Annotated in this window: 15 protein-coding genes and 2 pseudogenes; 7 read left to right on the top strand and 10 right to left on the bottom strand. The window is 68.9% G+C overall.

Annotated features, from left to right (window positions below; all coding sequences use genetic code 11):
* Positions 1 to 294 precede the first annotated feature (294 nt).
* On the top strand, positions 295 to 657 hold the full coding sequence (locus OG519_RS30030; protein ID WP_405590397.1) for a hypothetical protein: 363 nt from the start codon (positions 295 to 297) through the stop codon (positions 655 to 657).
* Between the two features lie 266 nt (positions 658 to 923).
* Here the strand turns inward: OG519_RS30030 and OG519_RS30025 are convergent, their stop codons facing one another.
* Positions 924 to 3,623, bottom strand: a complete 2,700-nt coding sequence (locus tag OG519_RS30025) for an RICIN domain-containing protein (RefSeq protein WP_405590394.1) — start codon at positions 3,621 to 3,623, stop codon at positions 924 to 926.
* Between the two features lie 676 nt (positions 3,624 to 4,299).
* Here OG519_RS30025 and OG519_RS30020 point away from each other — a divergent pair.
* Positions 4,300 to 4,635, top strand: a complete 336-nt coding sequence (locus OG519_RS30020) for an HAD family hydrolase (protein WP_405590391.1) — start codon at positions 4,300 to 4,302, stop codon at positions 4,633 to 4,635.
* 10 nt (positions 4,636 to 4,645) lie between these two features.
* Positions 4,646 to 5,077, top strand: coding sequence for a GNAT family N-acetyltransferase (locus OG519_RS30015; protein ID WP_405593115.1), 432 nt, complete (start codon positions 4,646 to 4,648; stop codon positions 5,075 to 5,077).
* Positions 5,078 to 5,118: 41 nt separating this feature from the next.
* Here the strand turns inward: OG519_RS30015 and OG519_RS30010 are convergent.
* The 3 genes and pseudogenes from OG519_RS30010 to OG519_RS30000 form a co-directional block, all read right to left on the bottom strand.
* Positions 5,119 to 5,419: pseudogene (locus OG519_RS30010) on the bottom strand (IS30 family transposase); the annotation flags it as partial.
* A 94-nt stretch (positions 5,420 to 5,513) separates the two neighbouring features.
* Positions 5,514 to 6,527 carry a hypothetical protein gene (locus OG519_RS30005; RefSeq protein WP_405590389.1) on the bottom strand — a complete coding sequence of 338 codons (1,014 nt, stop codon included), beginning with the start codon at positions 6,525 to 6,527 and terminating at the stop codon, positions 5,514 to 5,516.
* Between the two features lie 634 nt (positions 6,528 to 7,161).
* The gene (locus tag OG519_RS30000) at positions 7,162 to 7,869 is read right to left on the bottom strand and encodes an SDR family oxidoreductase (protein WP_405590386.1); all 708 of its coding nucleotides are present in this window, start codon (positions 7,867 to 7,869) and stop codon (positions 7,162 to 7,164) included.
* Between the two features lie 62 nt (positions 7,870 to 7,931).
* Between OG519_RS30000 and OG519_RS29995 the strand changes: the two genes are divergently transcribed.
* Positions 7,932 to 8,330, top strand: a complete 399-nt coding sequence (locus tag OG519_RS29995) for a MerR family transcriptional regulator (RefSeq protein ID WP_405590383.1) — start codon at positions 7,932 to 7,934, stop codon at positions 8,328 to 8,330.
* Between the two features lie 260 nt (positions 8,331 to 8,590).
* Here the strand turns inward: OG519_RS29995 and OG519_RS29990 are convergent, their stop codons facing one another.
* Positions 8,591 to 9,241, bottom strand: coding sequence for a TetR/AcrR family transcriptional regulator (locus OG519_RS29990; protein ID WP_405590380.1), 651 nt, complete (start codon positions 9,239 to 9,241; stop codon positions 8,591 to 8,593).
* 69 nt (positions 9,242 to 9,310) lie between these two features.
* On the opposite strand from OG519_RS29990, the gene OG519_RS29985 reads away from it, so the two are divergent.
* A complete protein-coding gene (locus OG519_RS29985) occupies positions 9,311 to 10,330 on the top strand; it encodes an NAD-dependent epimerase/dehydratase family protein (protein ID WP_405590377.1) in 1,020 nt (339 codons plus the stop codon).
* A gap of 557 nt (positions 10,331 to 10,887) precedes the next feature.
* Positions 10,888 to 12,048, top strand: coding sequence for an alpha/beta fold hydrolase (locus OG519_RS29980; RefSeq protein WP_405590374.1), 1,161 nt, complete (start codon positions 10,888 to 10,890; stop codon positions 12,046 to 12,048).
* A 199-nt stretch (positions 12,049 to 12,247) separates the two neighbouring features.
* On the opposite strand, the gene OG519_RS29975 is transcribed toward OG519_RS29980, so the two are convergent.
* Positions 12,248 to 13,141 (bottom strand): LysR family transcriptional regulator, encoded by an 894-nt coding sequence (locus OG519_RS29975; RefSeq protein WP_405590371.1) that lies wholly within the window; start codon positions 13,139 to 13,141, stop codon positions 12,248 to 12,250.
* A 151-nt stretch (positions 13,142 to 13,292) separates the two neighbouring features.
* Between OG519_RS29975 and OG519_RS29970 the strand changes: the two genes are divergently transcribed.
* Positions 13,293 to 14,381 carry an alcohol dehydrogenase catalytic domain-containing protein gene (locus OG519_RS29970; protein WP_405590368.1) on the top strand — a complete coding sequence of 363 codons (1,089 nt, stop codon included), beginning with the start codon at positions 13,293 to 13,295 and terminating at the stop codon, positions 14,379 to 14,381.
* Between the two features lie 402 nt (positions 14,382 to 14,783).
* Here OG519_RS29970 and OG519_RS29965 read toward each other — a convergent pair whose 3' ends face one another.
* The 4 genes and pseudogenes from OG519_RS29965 to OG519_RS29950 all read right to left on the bottom strand — a co-directional run bounded on the left by OG519_RS29965 (position 14,784) and on the right by OG519_RS29950 (position 17,315).
* Complete coding sequence (locus OG519_RS29965) at positions 14,784 to 15,230, bottom strand: MarR family winged helix-turn-helix transcriptional regulator (protein ID WP_405590365.1); 447 nt, start codon at positions 15,228 to 15,230, stop codon at positions 14,784 to 14,786.
* Positions 15,231 to 15,437: 207 nt separating this feature from the next.
* Entirely contained in the window at positions 15,438 to 16,412 is a 975-nt protein-coding gene (locus tag OG519_RS29960; RefSeq protein ID WP_405590362.1) for an amidohydrolase family protein, read from the bottom strand.
* Between the two features lie 134 nt (positions 16,413 to 16,546).
* Positions 16,547 to 16,723: pseudogene (locus OG519_RS29955) on the bottom strand (transposase); the annotation flags it as partial.
* Between the two features lie 199 nt (positions 16,724 to 16,922).
* Positions 16,923 to 17,315 carry a hypothetical protein gene (locus OG519_RS29950; protein WP_405590359.1) on the bottom strand — a complete coding sequence of 131 codons (393 nt, stop codon included), beginning with the start codon at positions 17,313 to 17,315 and terminating at the stop codon, positions 16,923 to 16,925.
* Between the last annotated feature and the right edge of the window lie 107 nt (positions 17,316 to 17,422).

The following is a 17,422-nucleotide window of genomic DNA, read 5'->3' as shown; positions in this document are numbered from 1 at the left end:
GCCGGGCCGCTGCCCGAGGGGGAGCGGCACGAGTTCGCTCTCCGCGTCGCGGAGCTCGAGCGAGGAGGAGACCTGGTTGCTGACGTAGCGCTGGTTGCCGTCCGGGCCGGGGCCGGACGGTACGGGGTCAGGGGCGTCGGCGCGGGTGCTCGACCCGGATGCGCAGCGGCGCGAGCATGCTGTTGAGGTGGTCGCGGCCCGCGGTGGAGTCCAGCTCCAGCGGGTCGTCCGGGGAGGGCTTGAGCAGGGTGGGGCCGCCCGGGCGCTCGTGCGGCGCGGCACTACCTGGCGGCCATGAACGACCATGCCCACGTCCTGCTGCGTCCCGGCGCCGAGGACCCGCACGCGGCGCTCGCCGCGGTCGACACCGCCAGGGCCGACTACCGGCAGCGCTACGCCGAGGCCCAGATGATCGTGCCCGACGCGGTGTTCGACGAGGTCCGCGAGGTCAACACCGCGCTCGGCGCGGTCTACGGCACCCTGGTCCGCCTGACCCGGGGCATGCCCCGCGAGGGCGACGACCTGCCGGGCGTGCAGCGCGGCGTCCGGCAGGGCTGGCGTCTGCTGTCCCGTATGCGCGCCGCCATGCGCACCGACCTGGACGTGACGGAGCCTTCCCACGGCCAGGACATGCGGCGGCCCCGCAGCTCGCCGTGAACTGCGGGGCCGCGCGCGGACTCAGACCAGGTCGGAGTCGTCCCCAGGTCGGGCAGGTTGGCGAAAGCGTCCGGACCGCGAGCCGATCGCCCGGAGCCGGCGGCGGTCAGCCGCGCCTCCCGGCGTCTCCCGCCGCCGACGGATGGGCCGGAGCCGGGTGACGGACGTCGCGGTGGCGTCCCATGTGTGTGCCCCCGGGATGTCCGCACACCCCGGATGTGCCGTCACCAGGAGGTGGCGGCACATCCGACATGCGGGCCGCCGGCTCAGGACGATGTCAGCTGCCATTGCTGGTTGGTGCCGTTGTTGGCGGTCCATTGCACGACGGCGGCTCCGTCGCTGGTCGACTGGCCGCTCACATCGGCGGCCAGGCCGCTGTCGTGGCTGATGATGGTGTAGTACCCGCCGCCGGTGGGCCGCACGTACCACTGCTGGTTGGTGCCGCCGTTGGCGGTCCACTGCTGTAGCTGGAGGCCGGTGGTGGTGGAACCGCTGTTGACGTCGAGCACCTTGCCGGTGGGGTTGTAGCGCAGGGTGAAGGCGCTGCCCGAGGCGGCGAGGGTCCAGGTCCCGCCGCCGGTCTGCTGGACGGCCTTGGCGCCGTCGGCGGTGGAGTTGCCGGCGATGGCCAGCGGCTTGCCGCTGTTGCGGTTGACGATCCGGTAGGTGCCCGGCGCGGGGCTCGTGGAGCTGCCCAGGGTGAAGTACTCGACCGCGTCGCTGAACACGGTCGTCCCGGCCTTGCTGGTGGACAGCACGAGGTAGACCCGGGAGCCGCTGGACGGCGCGGTGAACGACACGTTCTGCGTCGACTTCGAGCCGAGCGGGACGGTGAGGGTGGTGTTCCCGGAGGCGATCACCGGGCCGGTGGCGCTGTCGAGGTGGGCGCTCCAGGCGAAGCCCACGGCGGTGCCGGTGAAGCCGTCGTTGAACACCGAGATCGTACGGTTCACGGTGCTGTTGGCGGCGTATCCGGGGACCGCCTGCGGGAGCGGGAAGGTGCCGTTGGAGTCCGACACACCGGAGGCCGACCAGTAGGGCAGGTCGATCGCGGCCACCGGGTTGAACGCGGCCTGGACCCGCTGGATCTGCGGATTGCTCCACGGGTCGGAGAGGTTGTCGACGCCGTAGACGGGATGGCCGCCCTCTTCGGGGGTGAAGTCGGTGCTGCGGACGCCAGGTATGACGCTCGCCCAGGCGGACAGCAGGGTGTAGGGGCGCAGGTCGCTGGCGTCCTTGCCGCGCTTGGCCACCATCGTGGTGGCGAACCACTCGAAGCCCTGCTTGGTGTTGCACTTCGGCCAGATGTACTCGCCCTCGCCGTCGGGCCGGCCGGCCACCGAGACGACCTTCTCGCCGTAGTTGCCGAAACCGTCCAGGTAGTGCCCGAAGACATCGAAGTTGGCGTACGTCATGTTGGGGTAGGGGTTGGCCGGAGCGCCGACCCACGCGTCGACGCTGACCGGCCGGGTGCCGTCGTTGCCGTTCATCGCCGCGTACAGGTCCTTCTCGAACTGCTCCGAGTCGTCACCGCTGCTGCCGGGCTCGTTGCTCTGGCTCCAGCGGATCACGGCCGGGTGGTTGCGGTCGCGCAGGGTCAGCGCGCGGGCGTGGTCGACCATGTTGTCGTGCCCGGCGACGAAGTCCTGAAGGGCGTTGGAGCCGCGGATGCCGGTCTCGTCGATGATCATCAGGCCCATCTCGTCGGCCACGTCGAGCATGTAGGGGCTGGCCGGCTCCTGATGAATGCGGACCACGTTGTAGTTCAGCCGCTGGTAGTTGTCGACCGCCTGCGGCCAGCCGCCGTTGCCCGAGGAGGGCGCGAGGAAGCCGGGCAGCGTGTCGTAGGCGTCGCCCTTGCCGCCGTTGTTGACGCGGTCGAAGTCCGCGCCCTGGAGGTTGTCGCCGCGGAAGTTCACCCGCACGCCGTTGAGGTAGTAGTACTCGCCGTTCTGGCTGCTCTCCCGGAATCCGAAGCGGTAGGTCGCGTCGCTGGTGCGGCCGTCGTCGGTCGCCGCGTGGACCGTCAGACGGTGCAGTTGGGCGCGATACCCCTGCCGGTAGGGGACGTTGGGCCACCAGTACGAGGAGGAGCCCAGGTTCCACGCCACCGGCCCGACCGTCACCTTGGCGGTCGAGTGGGCGGCGACGCTGACCGTGCGGCTGGGCAGGGACGGGTAGGTGAACGACGTGCCGTTGTCCGAGGCGAGCGAGCCGGTCAGGGTCACCGACCGGGCGCTGGCGGAGGTGTTCGTCACGGAGACGTCGTAGGTGAGGGTCTGGTTCGCCACCGACGTACGGACGAACGTGTCGCTGACGTACACCGCCGGATACACGCGCAGGAACGCCGAACGGAAGATCCCCTGCGGTACGGCCTCGGCCCAGTCGGCCGCGTCGGGCACCAGATACCTGCCGTTCGCGGGGTTCTTCAGGGCGCCCCTGCCCTTCACATCGACCGTGATGGTGTGCGTGGTACCCGGCGCCGCGTACGCGCTGATGTCGAAGCTCGACGGCGTGAAGGAGGTGGTCTTGGTGGCGACCACGTGCCCGTCCACCGACAGCGTCGCCTGGTGGTTCACCGCGCCGAACTCGATCCACGTCGACTGCGGCTGCCCGGAGTCCGGCACGGTGATCGTGCGGGAGTACACCGCCTCGGTCACATCGGTGAAGCCCTGCTTGTACCAGCCGCCACCCGGCACCGTGATCGACGTCGCCGACCGGCCCACCGGAGTGAACCCCCACGTGCCGGACAGGTCGGTCGACGCGATCGCGGCGTTGCCCGCGGTGAAGCCGTCGGTGCCGGAGGCCGGCGAGGCGGCGGCCGGCGTGGCGACGGCCGGCGTGGCTCGAGGGGCGGTCGCCGTGGCCGGCTGTATTCCCACAGCCCCGGTCAGCAGCCCCACGACGGCCACGGACCAAAGGGCCAGGCGTCGACGGCGCGGCGGCTGTACGTGTTGTCGCTTCACACGATCCTCCTTGTATACGGACCAGGCACGGGCAGGTGGTGAACCGGTCGGGGCTGCGCTGAAGCAGTAAGGCGGTGAGCGACCCGCCGGGTTGGCCTTGTCCCACCACAACTCGCCGACAACCAGGGGGAAAAGGGCCGCCCGGACCGCCCGACCTCTCGGCTCGCCTGACAGGCACCCATTTTGTTAGCGCTCACATTTATCGATCGGTCGGAGATATGGCTTCACCGGAGGGACAGATGTTTCGGATACAAGAACCTGCCCTGCACCCTTCGCGGTGTCAAGCCTCAGGACACGAACCGATTCACCCGGTCATCGGTGAGACCTCCCGCCCCAACCCTTGCCCCGGGCGCCCCGGTGCTCGCATCGGCGCCAGAAGCCGAGGTCCCCGCGCGGACGGCCGGCGCGCGAGGCCGGCGCCGGAACAGGCTCGTACCGCACGCCCCTTGAGGTGGCGCCGAAGGATGCGCCTGACCCACAGCGTCGGCCGTGCAGGACGTCAAGAGCAACGGATCTGCCTGTTTCAAGATCTTCGCCGCTGCAGACCCATCGGAGTCCAGGTGCCGGCTGATTTGGCTTGAATGACCAACGGAGGTGCCAGATGAGTACGACTCATCGCCGCTTGACGCTCGGCATGAGCGGACGTTGCTGTCGGTCTGAGTACCACGATCAGGCCTTGCGCCGGCACCGGCCGGACCTGCTGCTGGTGCTCGCCAACAACGAGGCCGCGCGGTGGGACGCGGTGAAGGAGCGCGCACACGGCCACCTCGCCCTCTTCGACGTGGTGGCCTCGTCCTGGCGCGTGGGCCAGGTCAAGCCCACACCCGCCTTCTTCGCGGCCGTCGCGCGACACTGCGGCCGGCCGCTCGACGACGCCGTCATGGTTGACGACAACCCCGAGGTGATCGCGGCGGCCAGGCAACAGGGGCTCGGCGTCCTGCTGGCCGACACGCCCGCCGCGCTCGCCGCCGGCGTTGCCGGGCTGCTGAGGGCGGGCGCGGGAATGGAGTAGGTTGAGCCTTGTGACGACGGTCGAGCTGAAGATCAGGTTCCCGGTCGACGACGTGGTGCTCTCGGCGCTGCACCATGCGGCCTTCGATCCGGACAGTGCGGTCGACGACTTCACGGTGATCCCGTGGGCGAGCCGGCTGGAGCGGCACAGCCTGACCTGGATCGGCGCGTTCAGCGGCGCAAGGCTGGTCGGCTTCGTGCACGCGGTGTGGGACGGCGGGGCGCATGCGTTCGTGCTCGACACCTCGGTCCACCCCGAGTTCCAGCGGCGCAACATCGGCAAGGACCTGGTCGACGCGGTAACGGTCGAGGCGGTCCGCGCCGGGTGCGAATGGGTGCACGTGGACTACGACGAGGAGAACGTCGACTTCTACGAGAAGGCGTGCGGCTTTCGGCCCACGCCCGCCGGCCTCCGCTCGGCGCGCGACGTGCGGACCGCCTGAGCCGCACGGCCGTCCGGCCTGCGCGGGGCCGGTCCCGGCCACCTGTCCTGCGGGCTCTGGTGTTCAGCGAAGAACACAGGGATACCGGTCTCGACCCGGAACTCCGTGCGCCGACATTTCCTCGGCTCGGTCCCATATCAGCGACCGCGTCCGCTGCTCGGGGAGCATCGACATCGTGTGGGCGAGAGCCTTCTTCCTGGAGACCGCTCCATATCCGGCCAGCGCGAGGCCGTTCTTCGTTCGAGGGATCGTGCCGTATCCCTCTTCGCGGGGCAGACGAACCAGCACGGTGAACCGCGTCGACCGCTCGACAACCGTGCCGATCAAGGATGGTTTCCAGCCCGGAACGCATCGCCTGCGGGCTCCCTGTTCCTCCCACCGGGGTGGCTGACCAATACGGATGAGATTTTCGGCAGGGACAGGCTGGTGGACGCTCCTACCTGGTCAGGATGGTGCCGCTGCTGAAGCTGTCGCCCTCCTCGCTTGACACGTAGTGCCAGCCGACGATGGTCAGCCGGTTGCCGGAGGCCGCTACGGCGGTGACGCCCAGGGGAAGTTGCGGGTCGTTCTGAGGCAGCCCCAGTGACTTCCAACCGCCCGTGGAGGTCAGGCTCAGACCGACGGCCCCGTCATCGATGCCGCCCACGACGACGACGCCGCTCTTGCCCTGAAGGGCCACGGACTGAAGGGCGAACGTTCCCCGCGGCAGCTGCACCTGGGTCCACGAGATGCCGTCCCAGTGCAGGGCAAGGCCTGCCGGGGTCTGTTTGTCGGTGTCGCGGGACCAGCCCACCGCCCATACGTCGTTCGGGGTGCGGGCGGCGACGTCGAAAAGGATCGCCGAGTCTGCGAAGGCAGGGGTCGGCGTGAGAGTCCACCGGTGCCCGTTCCAGTGCGTGGCGACGGACTGGCCGGTGGCCTCGTCCACTCCCACCACCCAGACGTCGTTCGGCGCCACTTCCTCGACCTGGTTCAGGCTCCAGTCCTGCGAGCCCGGGATCTGCACGGACCGCCACCGCTTGCCGTCCCAGTGCTGCACCACGGGTACGGCCGTGAACGGATCCTCGACGTAGCCCTGCCCCACCGCCCAGGCGTCCTTGGCGGAGACCGCGCTCACCGACAGCAGGCTCGCCTCGATGGTTCCGGCCGGGAGGCCCTGGTCGGACGTCAGGTGCCATTGGCCGGCGGTGTACCGACCGACCAGCACTCCCTGACCGCCGCCCTGGTCGCCAACGAAGAAGGCCGAGCCGTCGGCGGCGGTGGCGATGTCGTTGACCCTGCTGTCCCACGCGCCGGCGCCCCGCAGCGGCAGCTGCCGCCAGGTGCCGCCCGCGGCGAGGTCGCGCTTGTACAAGGTCGGGGTGAACGAGACCCCTCCGTCGGAGTCGGCGGCGACGGCGGCGCCCCCCGCCCAGGTGACCGAGGGACTCTGCTGCGCCACACTCATCATAGAAACTTCTCCCGTCGGCGTCTCCACCCACGGCCTGCCCCCCACCGGCTCGGCCGCAGCCGTCCCGCTCAGCGCCAACGCACCGACCCCGGCTCCCGCCAATACCGCGGCGATCCGGCGTCCGATGGTCATCGTGCTCTGTGTCATCTTCCGTGCTCCCCCTCGATCCGTGCGACGAATCGGGGAGATGCCGGCCCGTCCCCGACGGCCCGCCACCCCCCAGTGCTCGGCCGGCGCGAGGACGCGCCGTACCGGTACTAGTAAAGAGAGCGTGCCCCGTTCAACGGTTGCACGTGAACGCCAATGAGACCGGCGGGCGTTGGGCTGAGTCCCGTTGGACGGGGAGCGGGACGCGGCACTTCGGGGCGGGAGACCGCGACCTCGCCCTCGCCGCCAAGGCTGAAAGACCCGCATCGTCGTTGCCTGCGACGGCCTCCAACGCCGCCAGCGCCCGCAGATGGTCATCGTCAGTCAGCTCAATCTCCATGGCCCCGCAGAGTAGGCCGCGCCGACAACCCGCCCGATTCTCGCACCACCACCGCGACTACGCCTGCGCAACAGGCGGCAACGGAACTGACCCGACAGCCCCCTGCCCCGCCATCGACACTCCTCCGTCCGGAGTTCCTCGCTGTGGTCAGGAGTTCAGGAGCCGCTGGAACTGCTTGTCGAAGTCACGAGGATCCTTGCCCAGCGACTCTTTGACCATCGCGGTGAAGTCGTCGACGACAACCTCGAACGCATCAGCCCCGACACCGTCGAGGGTGATACGGGCGACATCGGCGGGGTCCATCTTGGGTACGTCGTAGTCCTTCATCATGTCGGTGTCCGCGGCTCCGAGGTGCACCGAGGTGACGCTCGTGCCCTGCCCGGCCAGCTCCTGGCGCAGGGCGTTGCTCATGCTCCAGACGGCGGCCTTCGAGACCGCGTAGGCGCTGCTGCCGGGGAAGACGAACCAGGACGCCGACGAGGCGATGTTCACCATCGCGCCCCCGCCGTTCGCCGCGAGAACCGGCGCGAAGGCGCGGGCCATGGACAGCGTGCCCCAGAAGTTGACGTCCAGTGCAGCACGGACAGCGTCCAGGTCACCGAGCAGGGTGCCGCCGCCGATTCCGGCGTTGTTGACGAGCAGGTTGACGTCGCCCGCTGCGCGGGCTGCCGCCGCGACGGCAAGGGGGGCGGAGATGTCCAGGGCGAGGACCTCGACACCGTCGAGGTCGATCGACTCGGGTCGGCGAGCGGTCGCGTAGACCTTCGCCCCCCGCTCGACGAGCTGGGCAGCGAGATGACGGCCGATGCCGCGGTTGGCTCCGGTGACGAGCGCGGTGGCTCCGTGGATGTTCATAGGACGTAGGCTAAAACCTCACGTCAACGTGAGGATCAAGTCCGTTCCCCTCGGGAGGTGCCATGCGGATCGGGAAGGTGGCCGAAGGCGCTGGGGTCAGCGTCCGTGCGCTGCGGTACTACGAAGAGCAGGGACTCGTCATCGCCGACCGCAGTCCCAGCGGCCACCGGCAGTATCCCGAGTCCGCCGTTGAGCGGGTGAAGTTCATCCAGCTTCTCTACTCGGCCGGACTGAGCAGCAAAGCGATCTTGCAGGTCCTGCCCTTCCTGGACACCCTCGTCGCGACCCCACGGATGACACAGCGGCTCAAGGACGAACGCGACCGCATCCGAACCCAGATCGACGACCTGACCAGGGCGCACGACCGACTCGATGAGCTGATCGGTCTCGCCACCGAATCCGCGACCTCTCCAGTTACCTGCTCGGAGAGGGTCAGTCCAGCCAACGGCTCTGTTCCGTAGTCGGTGGCGACGGCAGGTGGCAGTCATCGGAGCAGGATGCGGTGGCGGAGGAGGTCGAATCCTGCTCGGCGAGCAGGGAATCGTGCGCGCTGGGCGCTCGGCTCGGCCGACGTCTGGGCCTACGCTGGAGCCTGATCGGCCTGTCTCGCTGCGGCCGTCCTCGCCGTCACCCTCGCTGCCACCCGCACCGTCGATGGAACCGGACACGGCCTTCAACTCGCCCCCGCCCAGCGGCCGCGAGCTCCTGGCCGTCCTGCGGTTCACCGCACTCCCCCGCCCCGCCGCGACCTCGAGTGGCTGGGGCCGGACACCTCAAGAAGCGCGAGCATGGTGGGAAGCAGGTCGCTGCTCAGGGGATCCGGGTTGCTGCTGTCGATCGCACCCTCCAGGGCGAGGGCCGTGTATCCGTGCACGAGAGACCAGACCGCGTAGCTCGGCAGCAGTGCGGGGTCGGCGTCGCCAGCCACCGGTTCGGCGTCCTCGCCGCGTATGCCTCGATCCAGGGCGCGGAGGGCGCGGTGCTTCTGCTCGGCCAGTTCGGGTGCGGTGAAGTCGAACTGCGTCATCCGCCACATCAGGTCGAACAGGGCACGGTTCTCACCCGCGAAGGCGACGTACTGCGCAGCGATGCATGTGACGCGCTCGCGCGCGTCGAGCCCAGCGAGTTCGAGTGATTCGAGCCGATCGCAGAGCTGCCGGTACGCACGGGTCGCGAGCGCACCCAGCAGCCCGCGCGCGTCACCGAAGTGATGCTTGGGAGCAGACTGCGACACCCCCGCCCGTCGTGCGGCTTCGCGCATGCTGAACCCGGCGACGCCTTTCTCGGTCAGCACGACGAGCGCGCTGTCGAGCAGCGCGGCGCGCAGGTTGCCGTGATGGTACTGATCCCCGGTGAGTGGTTCCTTGTCCATCCCACCATCTTGACAGTGAGCAGATGATCCGTAAACTGCTCACTGTCAAGATGGTGGGCGGGAGTGGATATGGCAGACATGGTGCTGGTCACGGGCATCTCGGGGTTCATCGGTGGTCACATCGGAGCCGAGCTGCTGCGGCGCGGATACGCGGTACGTGGCTCGGTGAGGTCGCGCTCCCGTATCGGCGAGGTGCATGCGGCGATGGCGACAGCGGGCGTCGACACCGCAAGGCTCGAGATCTGCCGGCTCGACCTGCTGGCCGATCAGGGGTGGGCGGAAGCGGCCGACGGGTGCCGATACGTCCTGCATGTGGCCTCCCCGTTCGTGTTGGCAAAACCGAAAGATCCGGACGAGCTGATCCGTCCCGCCGTCGAGGGGGCGACCCGAGCGGTCGCAGCGGCGCTGGATGGGGGCGTCGAGCGAGTGGTGATGACCTCGGCATTGGCGACGATGCAGTTCGCCCGCGCACCCAAAGGCCACATCTACACCGACGCCGACTGGACCGACCCGGACGATCCGCGCCTGAACGCGTACACCGTCTCCAAGATCAAGGCCGAGCGGGCCGCCCGAGAACTCGTGGAGCAACGCGGGGTCCCGGACCGGCTTGCAGCCATCAACCCGGGCGCGGTGATCGGGCCACTCCTGACGAACGATCCCGGCACCTCGGTCACCGCGATCCAACAGATCATGTCGGGGGCACTCCCGATGATCCCCGACCTTCGGCTTCCGTGGGTCGATGTGCGGGACGTCGCCGACGCCCACATCGCTGCGATGACCTCCGCGAGTGCAGCCGGTCGCCGCACGATCATCGCCACCGACCCGATGTCGCTCATCGAGGTTGCCAGCGTGATCCGCGAACGCCTTCCCGAAGCGAGCCGGAAGTTGCCCGCACGGGCGATGCCGACTTGGTTCACCTGGCTCGCCAGCGTGTTCGAGCCCCAACTGCGCGACAACCGCTGGCTGATCGGCCAGAAGCAGCGCTTCGATCGCACCACCGCCGAGACCCTCCTCGGACACCCGTTGCGATCCATCCCCGACGCGATCGAGCAGACCGCACGCAGCCTGACCGACCACCAGCTCATCTGAGAGGGCGTCCCGTCTGAAGAAGCCAGACGTCGAGTTCGCACCCCTCCCTCGTGAACTCGTTTCCTGGATCCTCGCCGCGGTCTACCTGGTGCTTGCGGCGCTCGTGTGGTTGATTCCCGAACGCGCTCGTCCCGAGTCGACAACCCGGGAACCCGTCTGGGGGTCGCTGTTGCCGAGCGCCGGGCTTCCGCAGGCCACGCGGCCGGCCTTCTTCGCACTGCTTCCGTCGATCGGCGCGACGTGGGCACTCGCCGGACTGTACCTGTCACTCGGGTCATCCGTGCTCGGCACTGTCCTCGATGTGCACAGTCATTTTGTCGTGGGCATCGTGCTGGGAGTGTTCTTCGCCGCAGGGATAGCAGGCACCGCCGTCTCGCCAGTCCTCCCGCCGAAAACTCGCGAGCGGTTCGGCTACGGACCTCTCGCCGTCGGCGTCCTGGTCACGATCGCGGCAATGCTGAACAGTGCGCCGCCCCTCTACGTGGTCGGGTCGGTGATCGCGGGATTCGGATTCGGCGCGTCGTTCCGCTTCTCTCGCGTTCAGTGTGCCGGCGCTCGTGGCCGGGCTCGCCGTCGAACGGTTCGGACTCAAGGCAAAAGCTGTCACCCACGGGACACTGGAGGTCGCGCTGGTTCTGGTCGCGGTGGTCGCGGGGATCGTCCGGGCGCGCCGGCAGGTCAGTGCGGAAGAGCACGAGGAGGGCAAAGCCATGATGGTGGTTTCACGTACTTTCGGCACACGTCGCCACACGACGCACTACATCGAGTGCGGGCCGGCCGACGGACCACTGATGATCTTCCTCCACGGCTGGCCGGGCATCGGTCTGATGTGGCGCGCCCAGATGGACGCGTTCGCCGCCGACGGCTGGCACTGCGTCGCTCCCGACCTACGCGGCTACGGCGGGTCATCCGCCCCGGCGAACAACGACGCCTACACCATCGAAGAAGTCGTGGCGGACATGGTGGAGCTCCATGATCACCTCGGCGGCAGGACCGCGATCTGGGTCGGCCACGACTGGGGCAGCATAGTCGTCGGCGCACTCGCCGCGCACGAGCCCAAGCGCTGCCGTGGCGCCGTGCTGACCTCGTGGGCGTACTTTCCTGACGCGAACAGCCTGGCCACCCTCGTGCCGCTGGTCGACCGAGCGATCTACCCGGCCGACCGGTATCCGGATGGCCAGTGGGACTACTACCGCTACTACACGACGCATTTCGAGACAGCGGTCGCCGACCTCGACGAAGATCGAGCGGCGACGCTCGCCTCCACCTATCGGCCCGGCAGCCCCGCCGCGATCCGCAAGGTCTCGCCGACAGCGACGGTCACGCGCGACGGCGGGCGCTTCGGCGCCGCGCACCGCGCCTCGCGGACTCCGGCCGACCCGGCCCTCTGGCCGCCGGCGGACTTCGACGTGCTGGTACAGGCGTTCAAGACTCACGGCTTTGGTCCTCCCTCCGCGTGGTACACCAACGACGACGCCAACATCGCCTACGCACACAAAGCGCCCAATGGCGGCCGCCTGTCGCAGCCGGTGCTGTTCATCAACGGCGCGTGGGACGCGATCTGCACCATCACGGGAAATCGCCAAGGTGACCCGATGCGCGCGGCCTGTGGGGACCTCACGGTGACGGATGTGCCTGCCGGACACTGGCTGCCACTGGAACGCAAGGCGGAACACATCGAAGCCGTCCGCACCTGGCTCCGAAGCAAAAATCTTTGACGCGGCAGCGGTGGAGGCTCGAACCTTTGCGGGGAACGAGCCGCGGCACCCCCTCCCCTTATACCCGTTATACCCGGGATGGTTCAGCCACCGGAATTTTTCCGCAGCCGTTCTGCGGGCGTCGGGCCGGGACCACGACGTGTGAACCACCGGGTCGTATCCACATCCCGGCCGCGGCGCAGCCCGCCTTGGCGGCGGTTCAGGCGGTCGAAGTGATCGCTCGGGTGACGGCTGTGATCGCCGGAGCAGGGCGGCCGGCGAGGCGGGCCACGAGCACCCGGCGGATCTCGGGAGGTGCGCCATCGACGCGCAGCAGGCTCACGCCGGGCGGAAGCACCGGTGAGAACCGGGACGGCACCGTCGTCACGCCGAAGCCGCCGGCGACCAATTGGAGCTTTGTCAGCCAGTCGCGAGCGGAGTGGATGACGCGTGGCCGTCCGGGCAGGCCGGGCCACACGCCGAGCAGTGGCTCGGCGGCCGATGACGGGGCGGCGATCCACGATGCGTCGACCAACTCGTCGACGTCCACCGTGGTGCGTCCGGCGAACTGCCCGTTCGACGGCACCGCCACGACCAGTTCGGTGTCCGCGACGGTCTCGACGTGCAGGCGGGGCGACTCGCCGTCGAAGGGCCGGTGGGGCGGGCGGGACGTGAGTACGGCGAGGTCGAGGGAGCCCGCGCGTAGCGCCCTGATCAGGGTGGGTGTGGTGCCCTCGCTGGTGGTGATCGTGATCTGCGGGTCGGCCGCCGCGAGGTGTGCGAGTGCGGCGGGCAGGATCGCCGCGCCCGCGCTCAGGAACATGCCGAGCCGTACGGGTTCGGTCTGCGGGACGGTGCCGGTGAGCTCACGCTCGGCCGCCGCGAGCGAGGCCAGGACCGTGTGGGCGTGACGTAGCAGGGTCAGGCCGGCGGGGGTGAGCCGTACCCCGTCCGGGCGGCGTTCGAACAAGGTGGTGCCCGTGCTGCGTTCGAGGGCGGCGGCCTGGCGTGAGACCGCCGACTGTGTGTAGCCGAGTCGGGCGGCTGCCGCGGTGAAGCTGCCGGATTCGGCGATCTGCCGCAGGACTCGCAGTCCAGCGCTGGAGATATCCATGCTGCCTACGCATACCACGGATGCCAGATCATCGCTTCCCGCATGCTCACTCGGCTCGTAGTGTCGATCTCACAAGCACGAAGAACCACAAAGAACCATGAAGAACCACAGCGATCCATGATGAACATGGACGAACACGGAGGCCGACAAGGTGCGAGCAGCAGTCCTGACGCAGTTCGGCGCCCCGCTCACAGTGCGGGAGCTGCCCGACCCCGAGGCCGGGGGCGGTGAGGTGCTGGTCGAGGTCCTCGGCACGTGCGTGGCGCCCTACGCGGCCGAGGTCTTCAGCGGCGAGCGGAACTACCCCCTCGTCCTTCCCGTCGTGCCCGGTATCGGTGGCGTGGGGCGGATCGTCCACGTCGGCCCGGACGCCACCCGGCTGCGCGTCGGCGACCTGGTGTGGTGCGACTCGACGGTACGTTCGCGGGACGACGCCCTGACGCCCGACATCACGCTCCAGGGCTGGAGTTCGCGCGGCGAGGGTGGCGCGCGGCTCGCCCGGCACCTGCACGACGGCTCGTTCGCCGAGCTCATGCGGGTCCCGACGGAGAACGCCTTCCCGCTGCCCACCGCGGCAGGGGACGATCCGGCCCGCTGGGCCGCACTCAGCGTGCACGCCATCCCCTACGGCGGCCTGCTGGCGGGCGAGTTGGCAGCGGGCGAGACGCTGCTCGTCAGCGGAGCCACCGGCAACCTCGGCAGCAGCGCGGTCGCAGTCGCGCTCGCGATGGGAGCGGGCCGTGTGGTCGCCCCGGGCCGCAACCGGGCAGCGCTCGACCTTCTCGCCGACCGGTTCGGTCCGCGTCTGCGCCCCGTGCCGCTGACCGGAGACGAGGCCACCGACCACGCGGCGATGTCCACGGCGGCCGACGGCCCGATCGACATGGTGATCGACCTGCTTCCGCCGAGCGCGCCCAGCTCGGCCTCGCGGGCCGCGGCCATGACCGTCCGCGAGTACGGCCGCGTCGTCCTCATGGGCGGCGTCGGCATGCTCGGTGGAGACGACCTCGCACTCCCTTACCCATGGATCATGCGCAACTCGATCACCCTGCGTGGCCAGTGGATGTACCCGCGTACAGCCAACGTCGGCATCATCCGCCTCCTCTCCTCGGGCACTTTGGATCTCGCCCCCGAACGGGTCCGGTCGTTCGACCTCGACTCCGTCAACGACGCCATCACGTACGCCTCCGCACACGGCGGTCCCTTCGACCGCACCAGCCTCACCCCGTCCGCCGGCTGACACCGCCCACCGGTCCATGACATACAACCGCGCCTCATACACAACGCCAGGAGTCAGCCCCGGAATCGCACCAGCAGCGCACCGACCGGAGCGCCTGCGGATGTTCCCACGACTGCCTCAGCTCCCGCCAGGTCGACACCGGCCTCGCGCAGCCCTGTGAGCAGACCGGTCTGCCAACCGACACCGACGGCGCCGCCGCCTCCGAGAACGAGAGCGCGTGTTGGTGAGCCATTTTGCGGAGAAGTCGTTGTTGTTCCTTCACGGTGATGTCGATCGTCCCGTTGCGCGTGTTCGCAGGCCGGGCCTCTTCCGCCCGGTATCAGAAGTGGGAATCTTCACAGCGGGTCCTTCGACCCTGTGCGGTGGCGCAACGGCAGATCGGACGGGGCACGATCGCCGGATCTACCGGGCCCCGGGGCGGGTTCGGGCGACCAGCCTGGTCTCGATGTTGCGCAGGGTCGAGATCGCGGCGTCGATGTCGTCGGAATCGGTCACGGCTTCCTCGAGAAGGCGGCTCCAGGCCTCATGCAGCCGCTGCAGGTTCTCCTGGGCCTTCTCGGTGGGATAGAGGCGTACCCGCCGCGCATCGTGCGCATCGACTTCGCGGCGCACGAAGCCCGCCTGCTCCAGGCGGCGGATCGCCCGGCTGAAGTTGCTGGAGATCAGCTGGGTGGCCTCGGCGGCCGCGCTGGCCGTTCCGCCGGGGTGGCGGTCGATATAGCGCATCACCGCTCCCTCCAACGGCGTTCCCGACTCGGCTTCGGCCTCCTTCGACGCCTGGATGTGGCGACCCACCGCCAGGATCAGGTCGGCGAGCTCGAACAACCTCGAAATCTGCTCCTCATCCATCTGCCAGGACCTCCGTAGGCGCCGCTTATTAGTATCAATTGATAGGGATTTTGGAATTTCAGCCGCGCGGTGGCTAGCCCTGCCGAATGACAGGCAATGGCAGGGCTGGTGCCGCCCGAGCCGCCGTCCGATGCACTGGGTATCGCTGCGGTTCATGCGTGCCGGGCGGCGCTGACGGCAAACGCGGACGTGTCCTGTTGCGACTGGTCAGGCTTCGAGGCCGTAGAGCGCTGCCGCATTGGCGTAGGTGAACTTCTGCCGGTCTTCGTCGGATGCGAAGTGCCCGAGGAAGGCGGCGATCTCTTCCCGGGTCGGGTGCTGGAACGGGTAGTCGGTGGAGAAGACCAGCCGGTCGACGGAAGTCACCGACAGGGCGTGCTGCAGCAGCGCCGGGTTCAGCATGCCGGAAGACGTGATGTAGAAGTTCGTACGGATGTAGTCCGAGACGGACCGTTGCAGGCCGGCGATGCGTGAGAGACTGTTTGCCCGGTCCAGCCAGAACAGCAGCATCTCACCCCAGTGGCCGAGGACGATCTGCAACTCCGGGTGCCGGTCGAAGGTGCCGCTCAGGATGAGCCTGAGAGCCGCCGTCGCGGCGTCCAGGTGCCAGCCCCATCCGAAGGTCGCGAGGCCGAGCTCGGTGATCGTGTCGAAGCCTCGGTAGGAGGCGTCGCGTACCGCGTCCGAGGGGATCTGCGGGTGGAGGAACACTGGCTGGCCGAGCTCCGCGGCGGCCGCGAAGAAATCCTCGTAGGCCAGGTCATCGAGGAAACGGTCGCCCGATCGGCCGTAGACCATCGTGCCGACGTGGCCTTGCCCGGCGGCCCGGACGAGCTCGTCGGCCACGTGCTCCGGGGCGGACATCGGCAGGGTCGACAGCGTCCGGAACCGCGTCGGGTTCTTGTTGGCGGCCGCGATCGCCGTGTCGTTCGCGGCGCGGCTCAGGCGCAGGGCGTCTTCGGGTGGCAGCGGATGTGCCCCTGGAGGCGTCAGAGCGAGGATCGAGACGTCGATCCCTTGCGCGTCCATCGCGGCGATCCGGCCCTCACCCAAGTCCTCCAGCCGCTGCCGGTGGTCGCCCATCTCGTTGAAGGCGAGGCTCTCGTCCCGACGAGGCATAGCGTTGAGGGCGGATGTCAGTTCCGGCGAGATCCAGTGTTCTTCGATGGCGACGAGAGGCATGGCGCTCGATCCGATCGCAATAGGTATCAATTGATAGTTAACCTAGCGCCCACAGAGGACGGCTGTCAAATGATACTAATCAACTGACAGGTAAATTGGCTCCATGGGCACGCACCGGACGGCGGCAGCCTGGGTCAGCGAGAGCGTCTTGGTTTGTCCCCCGGTCTGGTCCGGCGGTGAGCGGGGCGGATCGAGCCCGGGCAGCGGCCGGTCCCCGTCCGTTCGTCGTTCCGCTCGGCCAGCACCGCGCCGACCAGGCGGATCAGGGCGGTGCGGTCGGGGAAGATGCCGACCACGTCGGTGCGGCGGCGTGGCCACCCACGGCTGGGCGGCGTACGCAGCCGCACGGCCAGATCGGCAGTACACCGCCGCTGATGGGTGGGCGACTCGACCAGACAGGCGGCAGCGGACTGACGGCACGTCGAAGCTCCGGTCGAACAAGGTGACTTGGCGAGGTCACCCCTCTCAACCGGAGCTTCGTCGCGTTCGCAGCGCCCCACTGGCACGTCGTCACGCCGCCGTGACCAGTACACCTACATGATGAATCCGATTCTCAAACGCCCTGCGGACGATCGTCATGTCGCGGAGTTCATTGAGCTGCCGGATGTGCTGCGCTGTGCCGGACGACCACAGGGTTCGGCCATCCTCATCGCCAAGTTGAAGCTCACCTCGATGAGCCCATCGGGCAACACGCGAGACTCCCGTCCGTTCAGTGTCGGCCGACGAGCGAACAGCGTCGCAGCCGGTCTCGGGCAAGGAGAGGCAGAACACCAGCAGGACCGTCACCTTCAGCGACGGCCAGGGCCGGAAACTGTTCTCCGGCGTGGGAGAGGTCCGGCCGGCCGTGTGCACGACCCGACCGTCCTGCGCACCGAGGGCATCCCCGAGCAGTTCCACCAGCATCCGACGGTGACGGCGAAGGTCGACTCCGTTTACCAGGGCCTGGCCAGGAAGTTTCCCGACCAGGTGGCCGCCCTGCCGAAGGAACGCCCACCCGCCGCGAGCACAGC

It is taken from the genome of Streptomyces sp. NBC_01190 (assembly GCF_045039895.1).
Lineage (GTDB): Bacteria > Actinomycetota > Actinomycetes > Streptomycetales > Streptomycetaceae > Actinacidiphila.
This window is presented reverse-complemented; position numbering and strand designations above follow the sequence as displayed.

Coding starts and splice junctions, on each gene's coding strand:
- OG519_RS30005 (WP_405590389.1), bottom strand. CDS start 6,527: ATGATGAGTGTGGCGCAGCAGAGTCCCTCGGTCACCTGGGCGGGGGGC.
- OG519_RS29975 (WP_405590371.1), bottom strand. CDS start 13,141: ATGGATATCTCCAGCGCTGGACTGCGAGTCCTGCGGCAGATCGCCGAA.
- OG519_RS30030 (WP_405590397.1), top strand. CDS start 295: ATGAACGACCATGCCCACGTCCTGCTGCGTCCCGGCGCCGAGGACCCG.
- OG519_RS29985 (WP_405590377.1), top strand. CDS start 9,311: ATGGCAGACATGGTGCTGGTCACGGGCATCTCGGGGTTCATCGGTGGT.
- OG519_RS29965 (WP_405590365.1), bottom strand. CDS start 15,230: ATGGATGAGGAGCAGATTTCGAGGTTGTTCGAGCTCGCCGACCTGATC.
- OG519_RS29995 (WP_405590383.1), top strand. CDS start 7,932: ATGCGGATCGGGAAGGTGGCCGAAGGCGCTGGGGTCAGCGTCCGTGCG.
- OG519_RS29990 (WP_405590380.1), bottom strand. CDS start 9,241: ATGGACAAGGAACCACTCACCGGGGATCAGTACCATCACGGCAACCTG.
- OG519_RS29960 (WP_405590362.1), bottom strand. CDS start 16,412: ATGCCTCTCGTCGCCATCGAAGAACACTGGATCTCGCCGGAACTGACA.
- OG519_RS30000 (WP_405590386.1), bottom strand. CDS start 7,869: ATGAACATCCACGGAGCCACCGCGCTCGTCACCGGAGCCAACCGCGGC.
- OG519_RS29950 (WP_405590359.1), bottom strand. CDS start 17,315: ATGCTGGTGGAACTGCTCGGGGATGCCCTCGGTGCGCAGGACGGTCGG.